Source organism: Nonomuraea sp. NPDC000554 (assembly GCF_040300065.1).
Taxonomy (GTDB): domain Bacteria; phylum Actinomycetota; class Actinomycetes; order Streptosporangiales; family Streptosporangiaceae; genus Nonomuraea.
Map to the genome: position 1 here is coordinate 332,395 of NZ_JBEPDC010000002.1, position 19,026 is coordinate 351,420.

Annotated in this window: 16 protein-coding genes; 6 read left to right on the plus strand and 10 right to left on the minus strand. The window is 69.4% G+C overall.

Translation table 11 applies throughout. From position 1 onward, the window contains the following. Positions 1–243: 243 nt before the first annotated feature. The gene (gene bla, locus ABT294_RS05475) at positions 244–1,227 is read left to right on the plus strand and encodes a class A beta-lactamase (protein WP_350803744.1); all 984 of its coding nucleotides are present in this window, start codon (positions 244–246) and stop codon (positions 1,225–1,227) included. An 88-nt stretch (positions 1,228–1,315) separates the two neighbouring features. Here bla and trpS read toward each other — a convergent pair whose 3' ends face one another. Then, positions 1,316–2,320 carry a tryptophan--tRNA ligase gene (trpS, locus tag ABT294_RS05480; protein ID WP_350803745.1) on the minus strand — a complete coding sequence of 335 codons (1,005 nt, stop codon included), beginning with the start codon at positions 2,318–2,320 and terminating at the stop codon, positions 1,316–1,318. Positions 2,321–2,334: 14 nt separating this feature from the next. Continuing rightward, a complete protein-coding gene (locus tag ABT294_RS05485; RefSeq protein ID WP_350803747.1) occupies positions 2,335–3,648 on the minus strand; it encodes a hemolysin family protein in 1,314 nt (437 codons plus the stop codon). A gap of 86 nt (positions 3,649–3,734) precedes the next feature. Between ABT294_RS05485 and galE the strand changes: the two genes are divergently transcribed. Beyond that, positions 3,735–4,682, plus strand: a complete 948-nt coding sequence (gene galE / locus ABT294_RS05490) for a UDP-glucose 4-epimerase GalE (RefSeq protein WP_350803748.1) — start codon at positions 3,735–3,737, stop codon at positions 4,680–4,682. A 57-nt stretch (positions 4,683–4,739) separates the two neighbouring features. Here the strand turns inward: galE and ABT294_RS05495 are convergent, their stop codons facing one another. Both ABT294_RS05495 and ABT294_RS05500 read right to left on the minus strand, forming a co-directional pair. After that, positions 4,740–5,714 (minus strand): malate dehydrogenase, encoded by a 975-nt coding sequence (locus ABT294_RS05495; RefSeq protein ID WP_350803749.1) that lies wholly within the window; start codon positions 5,712–5,714, stop codon positions 4,740–4,742. 54 nt (positions 5,715–5,768) lie between these two features. Continuing rightward, positions 5,769–7,868 carry a serine/threonine-protein kinase gene (locus tag ABT294_RS05500; RefSeq protein WP_350803750.1) on the minus strand — a complete coding sequence of 700 codons (2,100 nt, stop codon included), beginning with the start codon at positions 7,866–7,868 and terminating at the stop codon, positions 5,769–5,771. 180 nt (positions 7,869–8,048) lie between these two features. On the opposite strand from ABT294_RS05500, the gene ABT294_RS05505 reads away from it, so the two are divergent. Further along, positions 8,049–9,173 (plus strand): saccharopine dehydrogenase family protein, encoded by a 1,125-nt coding sequence (locus tag ABT294_RS05505; protein WP_350803751.1) that lies wholly within the window; start codon positions 8,049–8,051, stop codon positions 9,171–9,173. Here the strand turns inward: ABT294_RS05505 and ABT294_RS05510 are convergent. Both ABT294_RS05510 and ABT294_RS05515 read right to left on the minus strand, forming a co-directional pair. Continuing rightward, a complete protein-coding gene (locus tag ABT294_RS05510) occupies positions 9,170–10,180 on the minus strand; it encodes a polysaccharide deacetylase family protein (RefSeq protein WP_350803753.1) in 1,011 nt (336 codons plus the stop codon). The two genes, ABT294_RS05505 and ABT294_RS05510, sit on opposite strands and share 4 nt — an antisense overlap. Before the next feature lie 380 nt (positions 10,181–10,560). Then, positions 10,561–11,607 (minus strand): cation diffusion facilitator family transporter, encoded by a 1,047-nt coding sequence (locus ABT294_RS05515; protein WP_350803755.1) that lies wholly within the window; start codon positions 11,605–11,607, stop codon positions 10,561–10,563. 50 nt (positions 11,608–11,657) lie between these two features. Here ABT294_RS05515 and ABT294_RS05520 point away from each other — a divergent pair, with 50 nt between their 5' ends. Further along, positions 11,658–12,014 carry an ArsR/SmtB family transcription factor gene (locus tag ABT294_RS05520; protein WP_350803756.1) on the plus strand — a complete coding sequence of 119 codons (357 nt, stop codon included), beginning with the start codon at positions 11,658–11,660 and terminating at the stop codon, positions 12,012–12,014. Positions 12,015–12,219: 205 nt separating this feature from the next. On the opposite strand, the gene ABT294_RS05525 is transcribed toward ABT294_RS05520, so the two are convergent. Genes ABT294_RS05525 through ABT294_RS05535 form a run of 3 tightly spaced genes read right to left on the minus strand, consistent with a single transcriptional unit; the run spans position 12,220 to position 14,905 of the window. Beyond that, the gene (locus ABT294_RS05525) at positions 12,220–13,434 is read right to left on the minus strand and encodes an NADP-dependent isocitrate dehydrogenase (RefSeq protein ID WP_350803757.1); all 1,215 of its coding nucleotides are present in this window, start codon (positions 13,432–13,434) and stop codon (positions 12,220–12,222) included. A 53-nt stretch (positions 13,435–13,487) separates the two neighbouring features. After that, positions 13,488–13,787, minus strand: a complete 300-nt coding sequence (locus ABT294_RS05530) for a DUF3017 domain-containing protein (protein WP_350803758.1) — start codon at positions 13,785–13,787, stop codon at positions 13,488–13,490. Then, entirely contained in the window at positions 13,784–14,905 is a 1,122-nt protein-coding gene (locus ABT294_RS05535) for a citrate/2-methylcitrate synthase (RefSeq protein ID WP_350803760.1), read from the minus strand. Before ABT294_RS05535 ends, ABT294_RS05530 begins: the two co-directional genes overlap by 4 nt. 237 nt (positions 14,906–15,142) lie before the next feature. Between ABT294_RS05535 and ABT294_RS05540 the strand changes: the two genes are divergently transcribed. After that, on the plus strand, positions 15,143–15,787 hold the full coding sequence (locus tag ABT294_RS05540; protein ID WP_350803761.1) for an FHA domain-containing protein: 645 nt from the start codon (positions 15,143–15,145) through the stop codon (positions 15,785–15,787). A gap of 178 nt (positions 15,788–15,965) precedes the next feature. Here ABT294_RS05540 and ABT294_RS05545 read toward each other — a convergent pair whose 3' ends face one another. Further along, positions 15,966–17,507 carry a glycoside hydrolase family 10-like protein gene (locus tag ABT294_RS05545; RefSeq protein ID WP_350803764.1) on the minus strand — a complete coding sequence of 514 codons (1,542 nt, stop codon included), beginning with the start codon at positions 17,505–17,507 and terminating at the stop codon, positions 15,966–15,968. 88 nt (positions 17,508–17,595) lie between these two features. Here ABT294_RS05545 and ABT294_RS05550 point away from each other — a divergent pair, with 88 nt between their 5' ends. Further along, complete coding sequence (locus tag ABT294_RS05550; protein WP_350803766.1) at positions 17,596–19,026, plus strand: glycoside hydrolase family 3 protein; 1,431 nt, start codon at positions 17,596–17,598, stop codon at positions 19,024–19,026.

Here is a 19,026-nt window from a genome sequence, read left to right on the forward strand (position 1 = left end):
GGACAGCGGCTGCCCCATTGCGGCGATCATCACCGGAGTCGGCCTGTCCGGGCTGGCAGCCGCCTCTTTCCTGCTCATCCGGAGACAACGCCGTACACGCCGGGAGACGACCAGAACCTAGACGGCCCGGAGCTGCATTGATATCGGAATACATATCATTGCTCGGCCAATATCGCTATTGGACATCGTCTCGTCCGGTCTGATTGGCTCCAGCGATCTGCTGATCAAGAGCAAGGACATGGAATGCGACACCTTGACGCCCGCCGCTTCCCCGCGGCCCTGAAGGCGACCGGACTGGCGATCTCCGTCCTGGTCGGCGGCACCGCGTACGGCGTGAACGCCGCCTCGGCCGACAGCCAGGCGCTCCCCCACGCCTCGGCGGCCCAGAACGGGGAGGCCGTCCACGCCGACCTGCAGGCAGCTGACGCGCGCAAGCAGCTGCGTGCGCTGGAAACGTCGTCCAAGACCCGCATCGGCGCGTACGCCCTCGACACGGCCACCGGCAAGACCGTCGCCTACCGGTCCGGCGAGCGCTTCCCGCTCGCGTCCACCGTCAAAGCGCTCGCGGCCGCCGCGGTCCTGCACAAGGCCCGCACGTCCGACCCCGGGCTGATGGAGCGGGTCATCCGCTGGAAGGCCGGCGAGCTGAAGGACAACTCGCCGGTGACCAAGGAGCACGTGGACGACGGGCTGACCGTCGCCCAGCTGTGCGAGGCCGCCATCACCGTGAGCGACAACACCGCGGGCAACCTGCTGCTCAAGCAGATCGGCGGGCCGGCGGGACTGACCCGGTACTTCCGCACGCTGAAGGACCCGGTCTCCCGCCTCGACCGCTGGGAGACCGAGCTCAACATCTGGAGCCCCAAGGAGAAGCGGGACACCACCACGCCCGCCTCCATCGCCCGCGACCTGCGGCAGGTCGCGTCCGGGGACGCGCTCGACGCCAAGGACCGGGAGCAGTTGAACGCGTGGCTTCGCGCGACCAAGACCGGCGACGCGCGCATCCGCGCCGGGCTTCCCAAGACCTGGATCATCGGCGACAAGACCGGCACCGGCTCGACCTACGGAGCCGCGAACGACATCGCCGTCATCCAGACCTCCGAGTCGGCTCCGCCGCTGATCATGGCGATCTACACCAACCGCCCGGCCGCCGACGCCACCAACGACAACAAGGTCATCGCCGACACCGCCGCCATCCTCGCCCGCGGCCTCGGCAAGCTCTCGTAGCGGACGTCCGGACGCGCCCGGACGTCCCGCCGACATACCCCTGGGGCGGGCACCCGCTCCGGGGGCACGCCGGTGCGTGCCCCCGCGGTCAGTGGGTGGGGAGGAAGCCGACGCGGTCGCGGACCTCGGCCATGGTGCGGGTGGCCACCGCGCGGGCGCGCTCGGCGCCGATCGCCAGCATCCGGTCCAGCTCCACCTCGTCGGCCAGCAGCTTCTCCGTGCGCTCCCTGATCGGGCCGAACGCGTCGGCCACGGCCTCCGCGACGTCCTTCTTGAACGTGCCGTACCCCTGGCCCGCGTACCGCTCCACGAGGGCCGGGATCGGGGTGCCGGTCAGGGCCGACTGGATGCGCAGCAGGTTGGAGATGCCGGGCTTGTTCTCCTCGTCGAACAGCACTTCGGACCCGGTGTCGGTGACCGCGCGCATGACCTTCTTACGCAGCGGCCCCGGCTGCTCGAGGAGGTCGAGGATGCCCGCGGGGCTGGAGGACGACTTGGACATCTTCGAGGTTGGGTCCTGGAGGTCGGTGATCTTCTCGACCTCCTTGAGGATGTACGGCTCGGGCAGCGTGAACGTGTCGCCGAAGCGGTGGTTGAACCGCTGGGCCAGGTCGCGGGTCAGTTCGAGGTGCTGCTTCTGGTCGGCCCCGACCGGGACGGCGTTGGCCTGGTAGAGCAGGATGTCGGCCGCCTGCAGGATCGGGTAGGTGAACAGGCCGACGCTGGCGGCGCTCTCGCCGTACTTGGCCGACTTGTCCTTGAACTGGGTCATCCGGGCGGCCTCGCCCATGCCGGTCTGGCAGATCAGGATCCAGGCGAGTTCGGTGTGCTCGCGCACGTGCGACTGGACGAAGACGGTGGAGCGCTCGGGGTCGAGCCCGGCGGCGAAGAGCTGCGCGGCGGCCACGCGGGTGCGGCGGCGCAGGGCGGCGGCGTCGGTCGGCACGGTGATCGCGTGCAGGTCGACCACGCAGTAGAACGCGTCGTGGGTCTCCTGCATCGCGACCCACTGGCGGACCGCACCCAGGTAGTTACCCAGGTGGAAGGAGTCTGCCGTGGGCTGGATGCCGGAGAGAACACGAGGTCTGGCCATAGCAGGTAATTGTGTCAGCAATCCTGGTCCGGCAGCGACTCGATCGCCGGACGCCGTTTGACCCTCACCCTGGCGATGCGGCGTCCGTCGAGCCCGGTGACGGTCAGTTCGAAGCCGGAGACCTCCACCGTCTCCCCGAGGGTGGCAACGTGGCCGAGCATGGCCATGACGAACCCGCCCAGCGTCTCGTAGGGCCCGTCGGGGAGCCGGAGGCCGGTTTCGGCGACGAAGTCGTTGAGGTTCGTCAGGCCGTCGATCTCGATCTCGCCCGCCGTGAGGATCACCGTGTGGTCCTCGAGGTCGTACTCGTCCCTGATGTCGCCGATCAGCTCTTCGACCAGGTCCTCCAGGGTGACGATCCCGTCGGTCCCGCCGTACTCGTCGACGACGATGGCCAGGTGGTGCCCCTCGTCGCGCATCTCCGACAGGGTGGTCAGCACCCGCTTGGACGCGGGCAGGAACTTCACCGGACGGATCGGGACGAGCTCGCTGATCGGCTCGATGCGTCCGGTCAGGACGGGGTCGAGCAGGTCACGGACGTGCACGAACCCGATGATCTCGTCGTAGGACTCGCGGTAGACGGGGAAGCGGGAGTGCGGCAGCCCCGCGGCGAGCACGGCGGCCTCGGCCAGCGGCGTGTCGGCCTCCATGAACTCCACCTCGGTCCGCGGCAGCATGACCTCGCGGAGCTGGCGTTTGCCCGCAGCGAACACCTCGGCGATCAGGTTGCGCTCGTCGGTGGTGAGGTCGGTGTGCCCGACGACCATCTCACGCAGCTCCTCGGTGGTCACCTCCTCCCTGTCGGCCTGCGGGTTGCCGCCCAGCAGCCGGACCACGCCGTCGGTGGACTTCGACAGCGTCCAGATGATCGGCCGCGACAGGGCCGCGATCCGGTCCAGGAAGGGCGCGACGAACAGCGAGAGCCCCTCTGCCCGCTGCCTGGCGAGCCGCTTGGGCGCCAGCTCGCCCAGCACCAGGGACACGTACGAGATCGCCAGCGTCACCAGGACAAGGGCGAGCACGGGCGCGACGGCGGCGGGCACCCGCCACCGTTCGAGGACGGGCACGAGTTGCATGCCGAGCCGGTCGGCCCCGAACGCGGCCGACAGCATGGTGGCCACGGTGACGCCGATCTGGACGGCGGACAGGAAGCGGTTTGGATCGCGTGCGAGCTTGGCGACGCGCTCACCGCGGCGGCCACGCTGTGAGAGCTTGCGAACCTGCGACTCTCGGAGCGAGACCATGGCCATCTCTGCGGCGGCGAAGAAGCCGCCGACCAGGATGAAGAGCAAGACCAAGGCGATGTTGGCCACGAGCGTGTCAAACATGGTGCTTCGCAGCGTACTCGGCCGCTTTCCCGCGTATGCTGAACAGCAACCCCTACATCCTCAAACATATTCGAACAGGAGTAAACATGAGGCTGCTGGTCACCGGAGGAGCCGGATACGTCGGCAGTGTCGTCGCCGCGCAGCTGGTCGAGGCGGGGCACGAGGTGACCGTCCTCGACGACCTCTCGACGGGGCACGCGGACGCGGTGCCCGACGGGGCACGGTTCGTCCAGGGCTCGATCAGCGATGCCTCCGCGGCGCTCGCCGGCGTGGACGCGGTGCTGCACTTCGCGGCCAAGTCGCTGGTGGGTGAGTCCGTGGAGAAGCCGGGGCTGTACTGGGCGAACAACCTGGGCGGCACGTTGGCGCTGCTGCACGCCATGCGCGAGCAGGGCGTGCGCCGGATCGTGTTCTCCTCCACGGCGGCCACGTACGGGGAGCCGGAGCGCTCGCCGATCCAGGAGAGCGACCCGACCCGGCCGACCAACCCCTACGGCGCGTCCAAGCTGGCCGTCGACACGACTCTCACCGCCTACGCGGGCCTGCACGGGCTGGGCGCGGTGAGCCTGCGCTACTTCAACGTGGCCGGGGCCTACGGGCGATTCCGCGAGCGGCACACCGTCGAGACGCACCTCATCCCGAACGTGCTGAAGGTGGCCACCGGCGAGCGCGAGTCGGTGAGCGTGTTCGGCACCGACTACCCGACGCCCGACGGCACCTGCGTGCGCGACTACATCCACGTCTCGGACCTGGCGCGCGCCCACCTGCTGGCCCTGGACACGATCACCGAGGGCGAGCACAAGATCTACAACCTGGGCAACGGCACCGGCTTCTCCGTCCAGGAGGTGATCTCGGTCTGCCGCGAGGTCACCGGGCACGAGATCCCGGCCGTCGTCGGACCGCGCCGTGCGGGCGACCCCGCCGTGCTGGTCGCCTCGTCCGAGAAGATCCAGCGCGAGCTGGGCTGGAAGCCCGAGCGGACGTCGCTGAGGGACATCGTCTCGGACGCCTGGGACGGGCTTTCCGGCAAGTAGCCGCGTAGTACGCGAAAGGCGCGCGTCACACCGGACGCGCGCCTCGTCACACAGGAATCAGATCAGGCCGAGCGCCCTGACGGCGTCGCGCTCCTCGACGAGCTCGCGGACGGACGCGTCGATCCGGTCGCGGGAGAAGGCGTCGATCTCCAGGCCCTGGATGATCTCGAACCGGCCGTCGACCGCGCGCACCGGGAAGGACGAGATGAGCCCCTCCGGCACCCCGTACGACCCGTCGGACACGACCGCGGCCGAGGTCCAGGCGGCGCCGTTGACCCAGTCGTAGACGTGGTCGATCGCGGCGTTCGCGGCGGAGGCGGCGCTCGACGCGCCCCTGGCCTCGATGATGGCGGCGCCGCGCTTGGCGACGGTCGGGATGAACGTCTCCCGCAGCCACTCGCCGTCGACCTGCTCGGCCGCGACCTTGCCGCCGACCTCGGTGTGGAACAGGTCGGGGTACTGCGTGGCGGAGTGGTTGCCCCAGATGGTCATGTTCTTGATCTCGGTGACCGGCACCTGGAGCTTGGCGGCGAGCTGGGACAGCGCGCGGTTGTGGTCGAGGCGGGTCATCGCGGTGAAGCGCTCGGCGGGGACGTCGGGCGCGTGCTGCTGGGCGATGAGCGCGTTGGTGTTGGCCGGGTTGCCCACGACCAGGACCCTGATGTCGTCGGCGGCGTGGTCGTTGATCGCCTTGCCCTGCGGGCCGAAGATGCCGCCGTTGGCGCCGAGCAGGTCGCCGCGCTCCATACCCGCCTTCCGCGGCATGGCGCCCACCAGCAGCGCGACGTTGGCGCCCGCGAAGGCGACGTTCGGGTCGTCGGTGATCTCGATGCCGGACAGCAGCGGGAAGGCGCAGTCGTCGAGCTCCATGGCGGTGCCCTCGGCTGCCTTCACCGCCTGCGGGATCTCCAGCAGGCTCAGCTTGACCGGGACGTTCGCGCCAAGCAGCTGGCCCGACGCGATGCGGAACAGCAGTGCGTAGCCGATCTGACCGGCGGCACCGGTGACGGTCACCTTGACGGGCGTGGCCATGGCCTTCCCCTAACTCGCAGTGTGAATCATTGACTTTCGGATGTTACCCGCTCGTCATTCGCAGGGTTCCATCGCGGGCACCTTCAGCTCCGGCGTGAACTCCACCTTGGAGAAGTACGCGGTCACGAGCTTCCTGAACGCGCCCGTGCGGTACAGGTCGGCGATGACGGCCTTGACCGCCTTGCAGGTCTTCGCGTCGCCCTGCTTGACGCCGACGGCGTAACGCTCGTCGTTCAGCTTGGCGCCGAGGATCTTGTAGCGCTGGTTCTCACGGCTGGCGAACCCGGCCAGGATGAGGTCGTCGCCGGGAACCGCGGCGACCTCGCCGCTCCTGAGCAGGTCCATGCACTCGGCGTAGTTCTGCGCGGGCACCAGCTCGACCTTCACCTTGTCCTGCGTGTCGCCGACGGACGGGCTGTTGGGGTCGCAGATCTTCTTGCCCTCGAGGTCGTCGATCGAGTCGATGGAGTCGCCCGCGCGCACCAGCAGGTCGCGGTGCGCCAAGTAGTACGGCCCCGCGAACTGGACCTTGTCGTTGTTCACCGAGTACGTGGCGACGACCAGGTCCACCGTGCCTTGGGACAGCAGTTCGGGTCTGTCGCTCTTGCTGACCCTGACGAACTCCACCTTCTTGGCCCCGAGCTCGGCGGCGATCCGCCTGGCCAGGTCGACGTCGAACCCGGCGAAGCCGTCGCCCTCCTGGAGGCCGACGCCCGGCAGGTCGCCCTTCACGCCGATCACGAGCCGGCCGGTCTGGACCGCCTTGTCGACCGCGGAGGCGAAGGCGTTCGGCAACGGATCCTTGCTGTCGGAGCCGGTCGGGGTGGCGTCGGGCTGCTCGCCGAACGCCAGCGGCGGCCAGTCGTTCATGACGGCGACCGCCGCCGCCGCGGCCAGCACGACCGCGGCGATCAACGCGACCCAGAGTGCGGTACGCCGCCGCCGCGCGGGCGGCGCACCGGCCCCCGCCTGCTGCGGCTGCGCCGGGCCGGGCGGCGTCGCGGGCTGCGGCGGCTGCGTGGCCTGGGCGGGCAGGCCGGACTGCCGCGTCGGCGGCCCGGCCACGGAACCCGGCGCCACGGACGCCTGTGCCCCCGTTCCGGGTGCCTGGGCCTGCGTCCCCGTCCCCGGAGCCTGGTCGTGCGTCCCCGTACCGGGAGGCTGGGCCTGCGTCCCCGTTGTGGCGGTCTGCGCCGGTGTCCCCGTTCCGGTGGAGTCGCGTCGCGCGGTGTCCGTTCCCGTGTGCCGCCCGCCGAGAGTCCGCGACACCCGGGCGAAGGGGGTGGTGTCGTCGCTCGCCACCTGCACGCCCTTGGTCAGCACGGCCGTGGACGCGCCCACCGACTCCGGCTGCCCGAGCAGCCTCAGCAGGATCTGGTCGGCCGAAGGCCGCTCGTCCGGCGCCTTGGACAGCGCGGACCGCACCACCCCGCGCAGCGGCTCCGGCATCATGCCGACGTCCACCTCGTGGTTCAGGATGCGGTTGAGCACCACCGCGATCGAGTTCCCCTCGAACGCGGTCTTTCCCGTCGCGGCGAACGCGATCGTCGCCCCCCACGCGAACACGTCGGTGTAGGGGCCGATCTCGTCGCCGGCGATCTGCTCGGGAGCCATGTAGGCGGGCGTGCCGATGGCCCGGCTGGTGATCGTGCCGGTGGAGTCGATGATCCTGGCGATGCCGAAGTCCACCACACGCGGCCCGTCGGCGGCGATCAGCACGTTGTCGGGCTTGAAGTCGCGGTGGACGATCGAGGCGTGGTGGATCGCGGTCAGCGCGGTGGCGGTGCCGATGGCCAGCCGGTCCAGGACCGTTCCCCGAAGCGGCCCGTCGGTGTCGACGATGTCTCTCAGCGCGGGCCCGTCGATGTACTCGCTGGCGATGTAGGGGGTGTCGCCGTCGAGATCGGCCTCTATCACGCGGGCGGTGCAGAACGAGGCCACCCGCTGGGCCGCCTTCAGCTCGCGGGCGAAACGCGATCTGGCGATGGTGTCGCCGCTGAACTTCACGTGCAGCAGCTTGATCGCCGCGCGCTCCCCCCGGTCGTTGACGCCCAGGTAGACGATGCCCTGACCGCCCTCTCCGATGCGTCCGGAGAGCTGGAAGGACCCCAGCTGGCCCGGATCGCCCGTAACCAGCGGCGAGATCTGCGGCATTCGTCTTCCCCACGTGTACACAAAGCCCGTCGACGCAAACTTTACGACGTTCAGCAACTTCTCAGGGATGTGTTAACCGTTCGTGACGTCACGGTTTGCTCCCGCACACATCCTGACCGTCAGGGAAGGTGAGCGGAAACACATTGCGCCCGCCCGCCGGCGAAGGGAGCCTTGACGATCATGGAGCGCGCTTACGACATCGTCCTGTTCGGCGCGAGCGGTTTCACCGGGGCGCTGACCGCCGCCTACCTCGCCGAGGTCGCGGGGCCGCACGTGCGCTGGGCGGTGGCCGGACGCGACCGCGCCAAGCTGGAGGCGCTCGGCCTCGGCGTGCCGATCCTGGTCGCCGACGCCGGCGACCCCGCCTCGCTGGCGGCGATCGCCCGGCAGGCGCGGGTGGTCGCCACGACCGTCGGCCCGTACGTACGGCACGGCGAGCCGCTGGTGGCCGCGTGCGCCGAGGCCGGCACCGACTACCTCGACCTCACAGGCGAGGCCGAGTTCGTCGACCGCGTGTACGTCCGCTACCACGCGATGGCCGAGCGGAGCGGCGCCAGGATCGTGCACGCGTGCGGCTTCGACTCGATCCCCTACGACCTCGGCGTGCTGTTCACGGTCGAGCAGCTGCCGGAGGGGGTGCCGCTCAGGGTGAGCGGGTTCCTGCGGGGCGGGATGCGGCCCTCGGGCGGCACCGTGGCCTCGGCCATGTCGATCTTCTCCCGTCCGCGCCAGATGCTGGAGCAGGGCACGCAGCGCCGTTCTGCCGAGCCCCGCCCGCGCGGGCGCAGGATCAGCGCGCTCCCCGGCGGCCTCCGTTACGTGGGCGGCTGGGCGCTGCCGATGCCCAGCCTGGACCCGCAGATCGTCGGCCGCTCCGCCCGCCTGCTCGACCGCTACGGCCCGGACTTCACCTACCGCCAGTACTACGCGGTCAGGCGCCTGCCGGCGGCCCTGTTCACGGCGGTGGGAGCCGCGGCCCTGGTGACCGTCGCGCAGATCCCCCGGGCGCGCGAGTGGATCCAGAACCGGGTCAGGCCGGGCGACGGCCCCACCCCCGAGCAGCGCGCGAAGTCCTGGTTCAAGGTCACCTTCCTCGGCGAGGGAGGCGGGCGGCGGGTGGTCACCGAGGTGTCAGGCGGCGACCCCGGCTACGACGAGACCGCCAAGATGCTCGCCCACTCGGCCCTCTGCCTGGCCTTCGACGACGTCCCCAGGCTGTCGGGCCAGCTCACCACGGCGTCCGCGATGGGCCGCCCCCTCATCAACCGCCTCCAGCAGGCGGGCATCACGTTCGCGGTCCGCTAGTACGGCAGGGACCAGGTGGTGAACGAGGTGCGCAGGAACGGGGTCTTGAACTTGGGGTAGGCGACCGTTCGCACGTCACCGTCGGACGTGTACCGCATGTCCGGGTTGTGGTTGAGCCAGTCGAGCCAGGCGATGGAGCAGAACTGGACGCAGTCGCCCTTCTTGTCCATGGCGCGGATGCGCGGGATGCCCATCGGGTCGAAGGACTTGCTGAACGGCGACGGCGCCGGGGTGTAGCCGGCCAGGAAGACGCCGCTGTTGCGGTAGGTCACGTCGCCGAACTTGCCGTGCATCGCCCATTCCTTGTTGGTCGGCTGGTTGCCGTACGGAAGGGCCAGCGTGATCGGCTTGACGTTGACGAGCGAGGTGATCTGCTTCTGGATCGCTCCAATCTGCTCCTCGACGTCCTTCTGCGGGCGTCCGCGGAGGTTGACGTGGTCGCGGGTGTGGTTGCCGATGTCGAAGCCGTTGTCCCTGAGCCAGCCCAGCGCCTGCGCCTGCTCCTCGCGGACGGTCTTGCCGAACATGTCGCGCGTCACGTAGAACGTCGCCACCGGACGGAAGCCCGGGTGCTTGGCCGCGACCTCGCGCAGGATCGCCACGGCAGTGTCGGCCTTGACCGTGCCCATCTCGTCGAGCGTGAGCTGCGACGGCGAGGAGTCGTCGAAGGTGAGGACCACCGGGTGCTTCCCGGCCGGGATGTCGATCTTGCCGGTGACGAACTCGGCGGCGGTGATCGGGACGTAGTCGTCGCGCACCAGTCGATCGAGGTCGGCGCGGAACTGCTCGGGCGTGCGGTCGTCCGTCGTCGCCGGGTTCTTGATGACCCGGTGGAACATGAGCACCGGGATCTGCCCCAGTTCGTTGGCCTTGACCTTGGCAGCGGCGGCGGCCTTGGCCGCCTTGGCCTGCTTGAGCTGGGCCGCCGTGTTGGCCTTGGCGGTGGCCACCGGGGCGGCGGAGTGCTCCGAGCCGCACCCGCTCGCGATCACAGCGACCGCGAGCACACCCACTCCACCCATGAAACGCAGTCGCATCCGAACCCCCCGAGACGTACGACTCCTACGGGAGGCTCCTACCCAGATGATCAACCGCGCCACGCTCGCCGAAACCCAAGACATGGTCTTGAACAGCGAAAAGGGCCGCCCTTGACGAAGGACGGTCAGGCCTTTTCCCCTTGAGGGACCGTCAGACCGTTCCGCTGACGTGGAAGGCATGTGCCGGGTACCGCGCCGACGTGCGTCACAGCCGTCACCGTCGATCAACGTCCGTCATCGTCGGCCTGCCCAGGACAGCCCACTTCAGGCTGCGGGCCGCCGGGCACGGACGTAGGAGAGTATGACGGGCAGGTCCCCCTCCGGCACCGGCTCTGCAAGCCGCCGGATCGCTACCGGTGCGCGACGAGCACAGCGTGGTGATCGGTGCCGACCGGGCCGTCAGGGTCGGCGTGCACCGTGGCGGCGCGCAGCCGCGGCAGCTCGTGAATGAGCCGATGCTCGGCCTCCACCGCCACCGCGTGCGCCTCGATGAGCGACAGGTCGTGGCGCACCGCGATCTCGACCTCCGCCCGCAGCGCGTGACCGATCCAGCGCAACCGCACCGAACCGACCCGCTTGACCCCGGGCACGCCGGCCAGGATGCGCTCGGCCTGCGCGATCAGCTTGGGGTCTACCGCGTCCATCAGCCGGTGGTAGATCTCGCGGGCCGCGTCCCGCAGCACGAACACGATGGCCACCGTGATGAGCAGGCCGACGATCGGGTCGGCGAGCGGGAAACCGAGCGCCGCGCCACCCGCACTGAGGAGCACAGCCAGCGAGGTGAAGCCGTCGGTGCGGGCGTGCAGCCCGTCGGCCACCAGCGCGGCCGAGCCGATCTCGCGGCCGACCCTGATCCGGTAGCGGGCCACCCACTCGTTGCCGAGGAAACCGACCACGCCGGCCACCGCCACCAAGCCGAGCGCCTGCACGTTCTCGGGCTGAATCAGCCGCTTGACCGCCTCGTAGCCCGCGAAGGCGGCCGACGCGGCGATGAGCAGCACGATGACGATCCCGGCCAGGTCCTCGGCCCTGCCGTACCCGTAGGTGAAACGGCGCGTGGCCGCCCGCCGTCCCAGCGAGAAGGCGATGGCCAGCGGGACCGCCGTCAAGGCGTCGGCGAAGTTGTGCAGCGTGTCGCCCAGCAGCGCGACCGAGCCGGAGAAGACCACGATGACCGCCTGGACGAGCCCGGTGACCATGAGCACGGCGAACGAGACGGCGAGCACACGCATGCCGCGGCTGCTCGACTCCAACGCGGTATCGGTCTTGTCCGCGCTGTCATGACTGTGCGGGGTGAAGGCGTGGCCGATCTTCGACAGCAGCCGCTTGCCCCCGCCACCATGCCCATGTCCATGACCGTGTCCGTGACCGCTCTGGTGGGGATTCGGATCCGTCATTCGTCCACCTCGCTTGCGATCGACTCCGTCTGTGCGGATTATATGTAGTCATGTACGCACGCGACAACGAATCAGGTGCAAGCTCGCCGCAGGAGCAACCGACAAGCGCGCAGGTGGAGGCCGCCGTCGAGGCGTTCCGCATGCTCAGCGACGCCACCCGGTTGCGGCTGATGTGGCTGCTGGCGGCCGGCGAATACGACGTCGGATCCCTCGCCACGGCGATCGAGGTGGCGAGGCCGTCGGTCTCCCAGCACCTGGCCAAACTGCGGCTCGCCGGGCTGGTGCAAACCCGCCGAGAGGGCCGCCGCGTGCTGTACCGCGCCCGGGACGCGCACGTCCGAGCAGTGATCAACGAAGCGCTCTTCCACGCCGATCACGAGGTCTCCAGCATCCCCCGGCACGACTGACCAACCGAGATCACAACCAGGGCACCGAGGCTTGCCAGCGGGCCATCGACCTCGCCGGGCCGCTGAAGTCGGAACGCTGGAGTCGGGACGTTACCTCCGGCACATTCGCGATCTTCAGACGGCCGTGACGGCCCGCAGACGGCCCAGGCAGGCGAAACGGCCCCCACCTTGCGGCGCAACCGCAGGTAGAGGCCGTATTCGACCGTCAGGCCATCTTCTTCTTGAGGTTCTCGTCGAGCGCCGCCAGGAAGTCCTGGGTGGTGAGCCACTTGGCGTCGCCGCCGACCAGGAGCGCCAGGTCCTTGGTCATCTGGCCGCTCTCGACGGTCTCGATGCAGACCTGCTCCAGGGTGTTGGCGAACTCGGTCACCGCGGGGGTCTCGTCGAGCTTGCCGCGGTGGGCGAGCCCACGGGTCCACGCGAAGATCGAGGCGATCGGGTTGGTGGAGGTGGGGTTGCCCTTCTGGTGCTCGCGGTAGTGCCGGGTGACGGTGCCGTGCGCGGCCTCCGCCTCGACGGTGCGGCCGTCGGGCGTCATCAGGACGGAGGTCATCAGGCCGAGCGAGCCGAAGCCCTGAGCGACGGTGTCGGACTGGACGTCGCCGTCGTAGTTCTTGGCGGCCCAGACGTAGCCGCCCTCCCACTTGAGCGCGGCGGCGACCATGTCGTCGATGAGGCGGTGCTCGTAGGTGAGACCCGCCTTCTCGAAGTCGGCCTTGAACTCGGTCTCGTAGACCTCGGCGAAGATGTCCTTGAAGCGGCCGTCGTAGGCCTTGAGGATGGTGTTCTTCGTGGAGAGGTAGACGGGGTAGTTGCGGGCGAGGCCGTAACGCATCGAGGCGCGGGCGAAGTCGCGGATCGACTCGTCGAGGTTGTACATCGCCAGGGCGACGCCGGCGCCGGGGAAGTCGTAGACGTCCAGCTCGATCGGCTCGGAGCCGTCCTTCGGCGTGTAGGTCAGGGTGAGCGTGCCCTCGCCGGGGATCTTCAGGTCGGTGGCGCGGTACTGGTCGCCGAAGGCGTGACGGCCGACGACGATCGGCTTGGTCCAGCCGGGTACCAGCCGCGGCACGTTGGACATGATGATCGGCTCGCGGAAGATCACGCCGCCGAGGATGTTGCGGATGGTCCCGTTGGGGGACTTCCACATCTTCTTGAGGCCGAACTCCTCGACACGCGCCTCGTCCGGGGTGATGGTGGCGCATTTGACGCCCACGCCGTACTTCTTGATGGCGTTGGCGGCGTCGATCGTCACCTGGTCGTCCGTGGCGTCGCGGTGCTCGATGCCGAGGTCGTAGTACTTCAGGTCGACGTCGAGGTAGGGAAGGATCAGCTGGTCCTTGATGAACTGCCAAATGATCCGGGTCATCTCATCGCCGTCAAGCTCGACGACAGGACCCTCCACCTTGATCTTGGGCATGCGAATGGTTCCCCTTCAATGAATCGATGCGTTGAGGCTATCGGACCGACCGTTCACCGGGCGAAAAGGGACAGGATGATCCCCTTGAGCTCGTCGTTGCCCAGGATGAGCGAGGTCAGTACCAGGACGAAGCCGAACAGGCCCAGCGTGAGGACGTCCGTCTTCCTGCTGCGGACGGCGAGCTGGCCCGCGTACCCGGCGAAGCGGAGCGCGGCTGCCACCATGACGACGGCGCCCAGCGCGAACCCGCCCCACCGCGGGTCCATGAAATAGGTCACGCCCACGCCGATGACCGCACCCGCCAGAATGATCGGGTACGGTCCCCAGCTCTCGCGTTCGGTGTCCTGGCTCAACGTTCGTCGATCGGCTTCCACTTCTGGTCACGCTCACCGATGTATTCACTGTCGGGGCGGATCAGCCGGTTGTCAGCGTGTTGCTCGATTACGTGTGCGGTCCATCCCGACATGCGGCTGATTGAGAAGACCGGCGTGAACAGATCGGTCGGGATTCCGAGGTAGTGGTAGACCGTCGCGGCGTAGAAGTCGACGTTCGGATAGAGGCCCTTCGTCTCGAAGACGACCTCCTCCATCTCCTTGGACATCCGGTAATACGTGTCGTCGCCGGACGCCTCGGCCAGCTCCGCGGACATCCTGCGAAGGTGCGTCGCCCGGGGGTCCTCGGTCTTGTAGACGCGGTGGCCGAAGCCCATGATCTTCTCGCCCGCCGCGAGCTTGTCGCGGACGGCCTGCCCCACGCCCGAGGGGGAGAGCGACTCCAGCGTCTTCATGACCTGCTCGTTCGCCCCGCCGTGCAGCGGGCCCTTGAGCGTGCCGATGGCGGCCACGATGGCGGAGTGCATGTCCGACAGGGTCGCGGCGCACACGCGGGCGGCGAACGTGGAGGCGTTCATGGTGTGGTCGGCGTGCAGCACCAGGCAGGTGTCGAAGATCTCGACCTCGCGCTGCTCCGGCATGTGGCCGGTGACCTCGAGGAGGAAGTTCGCCGCGATGCTCAACGAGGGATCAGGGGTGGGAACGCTGCCGCCGGTGCGGGCGGCGTGGTAGCGCGCCACGAGCAGGGGCTGCTGTGCGGTGAGCCGGGCGGCCTTGCGCAGGTTGGCGTCGGGGGCGATGGAGTCCTTGTCCGGGTCGTCCGCACCGGACAGGGAGACCAGCGAGCGCAGCGCCTCCATGGGTTTCTGCTTCTCCGCGATCTCCTCGACGTTCGTGGAGACGAGGGCGCCGAGTTCCCGGCCGCGGGCGAGCTCCTCCTCGTACGTCCTGAGGTCCTCGCGGTTGGGGAGCCTGCCTCGCTGGAGCAGGTGGGCGGTCTCTTCGAACGTCGCGCGGCCGGCAAGATCGTGGATGTCGTATCCCCGATAGAAGAGACGACCGGCCTTCCCGTCAATGTCGCTGAGCGCTGTGGACGCGGCTACGACATCGGCCAGGCCTTTCGTGGGCTTGTCCGCCATGAGTGTTTCCTCCGCTTATCTTCGTCCGAAGTCTACCCGTGAGCAGGCAAAACCGTCCGCAAAGGTCCAGACCAATTTCACGACGGATTCTCCTTATGGCAAAGGAGATTCCGCATCCCCTCGTTTGGGTAAGCCGCAGCTGTAGTAATAGTTACGGCGGGCTACCTGGGGAGGAACTGCCGTGCCCAGGAGGAGGCGTGCCGTTCATACGCTGCCTCACAAGGGAAGGAACCGCCAGTGGAGGGGCCGTTCATACGCATCGAGGACACCGGCGAGGTGGTCCCGTTGCGCCCCGAGATCACGACGGTGGGAAGGGGCCGCGGTGTCGACATCCGGCTCACCGACCCGAGCGTGTCTCGACTCCATGCCGAGTTCGTCAGGCGAGGACCCTACCTGTACGTCGTTGACCTGGGCTTGTCCCGCAACGGCACGCGGGTGAACGGCAGGCCGATCGCCCGGAGGGTGCTCGACGACGGCGACGTCGTCTCCTTCGGCGCGGCCCGCGGGCGCATCGGCGGCATCCCCCGCGAGGACTTCACCCCCGAGGTGGAGCTTCGCAGGGCCGCGGCGCCCGAGCTGACCAGGCGCGAGGTCGACGTCCTCACCTCGCTCTGCAGGCCGGCGCTGTCGGACGAGGCGTTCGTCGCCCCGGCGACCGCGCGCGAGATCGCCGACGATCTGGTCGTGACCGAGGCCGCGGTCAAGCAGCACCTGCTGCGGCTGTACCAGAAGTTCAGGATCCCCGAGGGCACCAACCGGCGCACGCGGCTGGCCAACGAGGTCGTCGCGCTGGGCCTGGTACGCCCCACCCCCGTGGTGCCACCACAGCGGACGGGTTCCTCGGCCGAGCAGCCGTCGGCGGCCGGGCGCAGGGCTTCCTAGGAACCGGATCGCGACCGGGGCTTCGGCGAGGGGTTCCGGCAGCGTGAAAGGACCGGAGCCTGGCGTCACCGTGCGCGTACGCGTGCGCGGCATGCCACGAGACGGTCCTGCGGATCTCGGCCGTGACGGTCCGATGCGGGCTCCGGCGCTGGCCGGAACCCGCCTCGGGCTCGTAGACCTAGACGACCCGGAAGCCGTGGCTGGGGTCGCTGGTCCGGTTGGCCCGGTCCACGGCGACCACGTAGTAGTGGTCACCCTGCTTCCCGTCGGGGTCGGTCCAGCGGACCTGCCGGTCGCCTGGCACGACCGCCACCAGGTTGCGGGCGTCGGCGAAGCCGTCGGCGGGCGCGTGGCCGGGGAACCGGAAGATGGCGAACTGGAACGGCTCGTCCCGGCCGGTGGCGACCGCGCGCACCTCGACCCCGCCCGAGCGCCGCAGGGCGTAGGCCAGCACGGGGCGGCGCGGCGCCTGGCCGCCCGCGAGCCTGGGCAGCACCGGGGCGAGCGCGGGCCGGGTGTAGTGGTCGTTGACGGCGGTGCTGATGGAGCCGATCCGGTCGGCGCGCAGGTCGTTGGCGTTGTACCAGATGTCGCCCGAGACCTGCGGGTGGTCGCGGTTGAGCGTGAGGTGCTTGGACAGCTCGGCCGGGTCCTTCCACTCCGGCGCGGTCTGGGCGGGGTCGCCCGCCTTGTAGGCGGCCTGGCCGATCCAGAGCAGGGTGCCGGTGCCGTCGGCCACTCCGGACCACCACGGGACCAGCTTGGAGTAGTCGGCGGGCGGCTGGCCGATGTACCAGTAGAGCTGCGGCGCGATGTAGTCGAGCCAGCCCTTCTTCACCCAGCCCCGGGTGTCGGCGTGCAGGTCGTCGTAGGACTGACCGCCCTTGGTGTCGGAGCCGAGCGGGTCGGTGCCCTTGTTCCGCCAGATGCCGGACGGGCTGATGCCCCAGGCGACCTCCGGCTTGGCCTCGCGGACGCGCTGCTGCATCTCCGAGACCATCAGGTCGACGTTGTTGCGCCGCCAGCTGGCCAGGTCGGGGAAGCCGGCGCCGTACTTGGCGAACGTGGCGCTGTCGTCGAAGGCAGTGGTGCTCGTCGGGTAGAAATAGTCGTCGAAGTGCAGACCGTCGATGTCGTAGCGGGTGACCGCGTCCATGATCGCGTCCTGACAGAACTTGCGCACCTCGGGCATGCCCGGGTTGTAGTAGAGCTTGCCGCCGAACGGCAGGATCCAGTCAGGGTGCTTGCGTCCCGGGTGGTCGGGGTGCAGCTTGGACGGGTCGGTCTGCATCGACACGCGGTACGGGTTGAACCAGGCATGGAAGGAGAGGCCGCGCTTGTGGGTCTCCTCCACGGCGAAGCCGAGCGGGTCGTAGCCGGGGTCCTGCCCCTGGGTGCCGGTCAGCCAGTGCGACCAGGGCTCGAAGGGCGATGGCCAGAACGCGTCGGCGGTCGGCCTGATCTGTACGAAGACGGAGTTCAGCTTGCGCTGCACGGCCAGGTCGAGCCAGGCGAGGTACTCGGCCTTCTGCTGTTCGACGGTCAGGCCCTGCTTGGACGGCCAGTTGATGTTGGCGACGGACGCGATCCACATGCCGCGCATCTGCCGCAGCGGCGGGACGTAGGCGTCGGCTGAGGCGTCGGCTAAGGCGGGGAGTGGCACGGCCGAGGCGGCGGCGGCGAGGGCGAGGCCCTTCAGGAGGGTCCTTCTGCTGGGCATGGGGGGTGGCCTCTCGGATGTGGTTGTGTCGAGGGCGACGATGACAGAAAATTACCTTCAGATCAACAACCGTGAAGGAAAATGCCGCATGACCGCTGACCTGTACCAACTCGCGATGGCAGTGCTCCAGCCGGGCTATGAAGAGGCATCGGCCCCCGACTGGATGCGCCGGGCGCTCGGCGAGGGCCTCGGCGGCCTCGTGCTGTTCGCCCGCAACAACCCGGACGAGCAGCTCGTACGTCAGTTCAGGGCCGAGAATCCGGGTGCCGTCGTGGCGATCGACGAGGAGGGCGGCGCGGTCACCCGGCTTGAAGTCCACTCCGGCAGTTCCTTCCCCGGCAACCGGGCGCTGGGCGTGGTGGACGACGTGAAGCTCACCGAGCGGGTCGGCCGCCAGATCGGCCGGATGCTCGCCGAGTCCGACATCACGCTGGACTACGCGCCGTCGGCCGACGTCAACTCCAACCCGGCCAACCCCGTGATCGGAGTCCGCTCCTTCGGCCCCACGGCCGACCTCGTCTCCCGGCACACGGTCGCCTACGTCAAGGGGGTGCAGGGCGCCGGGGTCGCCGCCTGCGCCAAGCACTTCCCCGGCCACGGCGACACGGTCACCGACTCGCACCTGGCGCTGCCCACCGTGCACGCCTCCCGCGAGGAGCTCTTCGAACGCCACCTGCCGCCGTTCCGGGCCGCGATCGAGGCCGGCGTCCAGTCGATCATGTCGGGGCACCTGCTCATCCCCGCACTCGACCCGTCGATGCCCGCGACGCTGAGCCGCGCCATGATGACCGAGCTGCTCAGGGACGAGCTCGGCTTCGAGGGGATGCTGGTCACCGACGCGATCGAGATGCAGGCGGTCGCGTCCATGTTCAGCCCTGGCGAGATCACCGTGCGGGCGCTGAACGCGGGCGTCGACGCCATCTGCGTGGGTCTGTCCACCGAACAGAGCCTGCACGAGATCCGCGACGCCGTCGTGGCGGCGGTGCGCTCGGGCGTCCTGCCCGAGGAGCGGCTGGCCGAGGCGGCCTCGCGGGTCGCCGCGCTGTCCACCTGGTACGGACGGCAGGCCGCGCTGCGTGACGAGGCCCGCGCCGACGTGGACGAGGGCGTCGGCCTGGAGGCCGCCAGGGCCGCGCTGACCACGGCCGGCGCCACCAGGCTGAGCGCTCCGCCGCTGGTCATCGAGGTCAACACGCGCTTCAGCAAGGCGGTGGACCCGTCCACGCCGACGGGCATCACGGCGGCGCTCACCGCGCTGCTTCCCGGCACCGCCAGGCTGCAGATGGAGGCCGAAGGCGAGCTGCCGCCGTTCGACGAGCGTCCCGTGGTGCTGGTGGTGCACGACGCCGCCCGCCACCCGTGGGTGCGCGACAGGGTGGCGCAGGCCGTGCGGGCGCGTCCGGACGTGATCGTGGTCGACACCGGCATCCCCGATGCGCCCGCCGGGGGCGCCTACGTCGCCACCCACGGCATCTCCCGCGTCTCAGCACAGGCGGCTGCCGAATGGCTCACAAGATGA

Excerpts from the sequence above, each read along its gene's own strand:
- ABT294_RS05495 (WP_350803749.1), bottom strand. The coding sequence starts at position 5,714 with ATGGCCACGCCCGTCAAGGTGACCGTCACCGGTGCCGCCGGTCAGATC.
- ABT294_RS05550 (WP_350803766.1), top strand. The coding sequence starts at position 17,596 with ATGACCGCTGACCTGTACCAACTCGCGATGGCAGTGCTCCAGCCGGGC.
- ABT294_RS05520 (WP_350803756.1), top strand. The coding sequence starts at position 11,658 with ATGTACGCACGCGACAACGAATCAGGTGCAAGCTCGCCGCAGGAGCAA.
- ABT294_RS05505 (WP_350803751.1), top strand. The coding sequence starts at position 8,049 with ATGGAGCGCGCTTACGACATCGTCCTGTTCGGCGCGAGCGGTTTCACC.
- bla (WP_350803744.1), top strand. The coding sequence starts at position 244 with ATGCGACACCTTGACGCCCGCCGCTTCCCCGCGGCCCTGAAGGCGACC.
- ABT294_RS05500 (WP_350803750.1), bottom strand. The coding sequence starts at position 7,868 with ATGCCGCAGATCTCGCCGCTGGTTACGGGCGATCCGGGCCAGCTGGGG.
- ABT294_RS05535 (WP_350803760.1), bottom strand. The coding sequence starts at position 14,905 with ATGGCGGACAAGCCCACGAAAGGCCTGGCCGATGTCGTAGCCGCGTCC.
- ABT294_RS05485 (WP_350803747.1), bottom strand. The coding sequence starts at position 3,648 with ATGTTTGACACGCTCGTGGCCAACATCGCCTTGGTCTTGCTCTTCATC.
- ABT294_RS05525 (WP_350803757.1), bottom strand. The coding sequence starts at position 13,434 with ATGCCCAAGATCAAGGTGGAGGGTCCTGTCGTCGAGCTTGACGGCGAT.
- ABT294_RS05515 (WP_350803755.1), bottom strand. The coding sequence starts at position 11,607 with ATGACGGATCCGAATCCCCACCAGAGCGGTCACGGACACGGTCATGGA.
- ABT294_RS05545 (WP_350803764.1), bottom strand. The coding sequence starts at position 17,507 with ATGCCCAGCAGAAGGACCCTCCTGAAGGGCCTCGCCCTCGCCGCCGCC.
- trpS (WP_350803745.1), bottom strand. The coding sequence starts at position 2,320 with ATGGCCAGACCTCGTGTTCTCTCCGGCATCCAGCCCACGGCAGACTCC.
- galE (WP_350803748.1), top strand. The coding sequence starts at position 3,735 with ATGAGGCTGCTGGTCACCGGAGGAGCCGGATACGTCGGCAGTGTCGTC.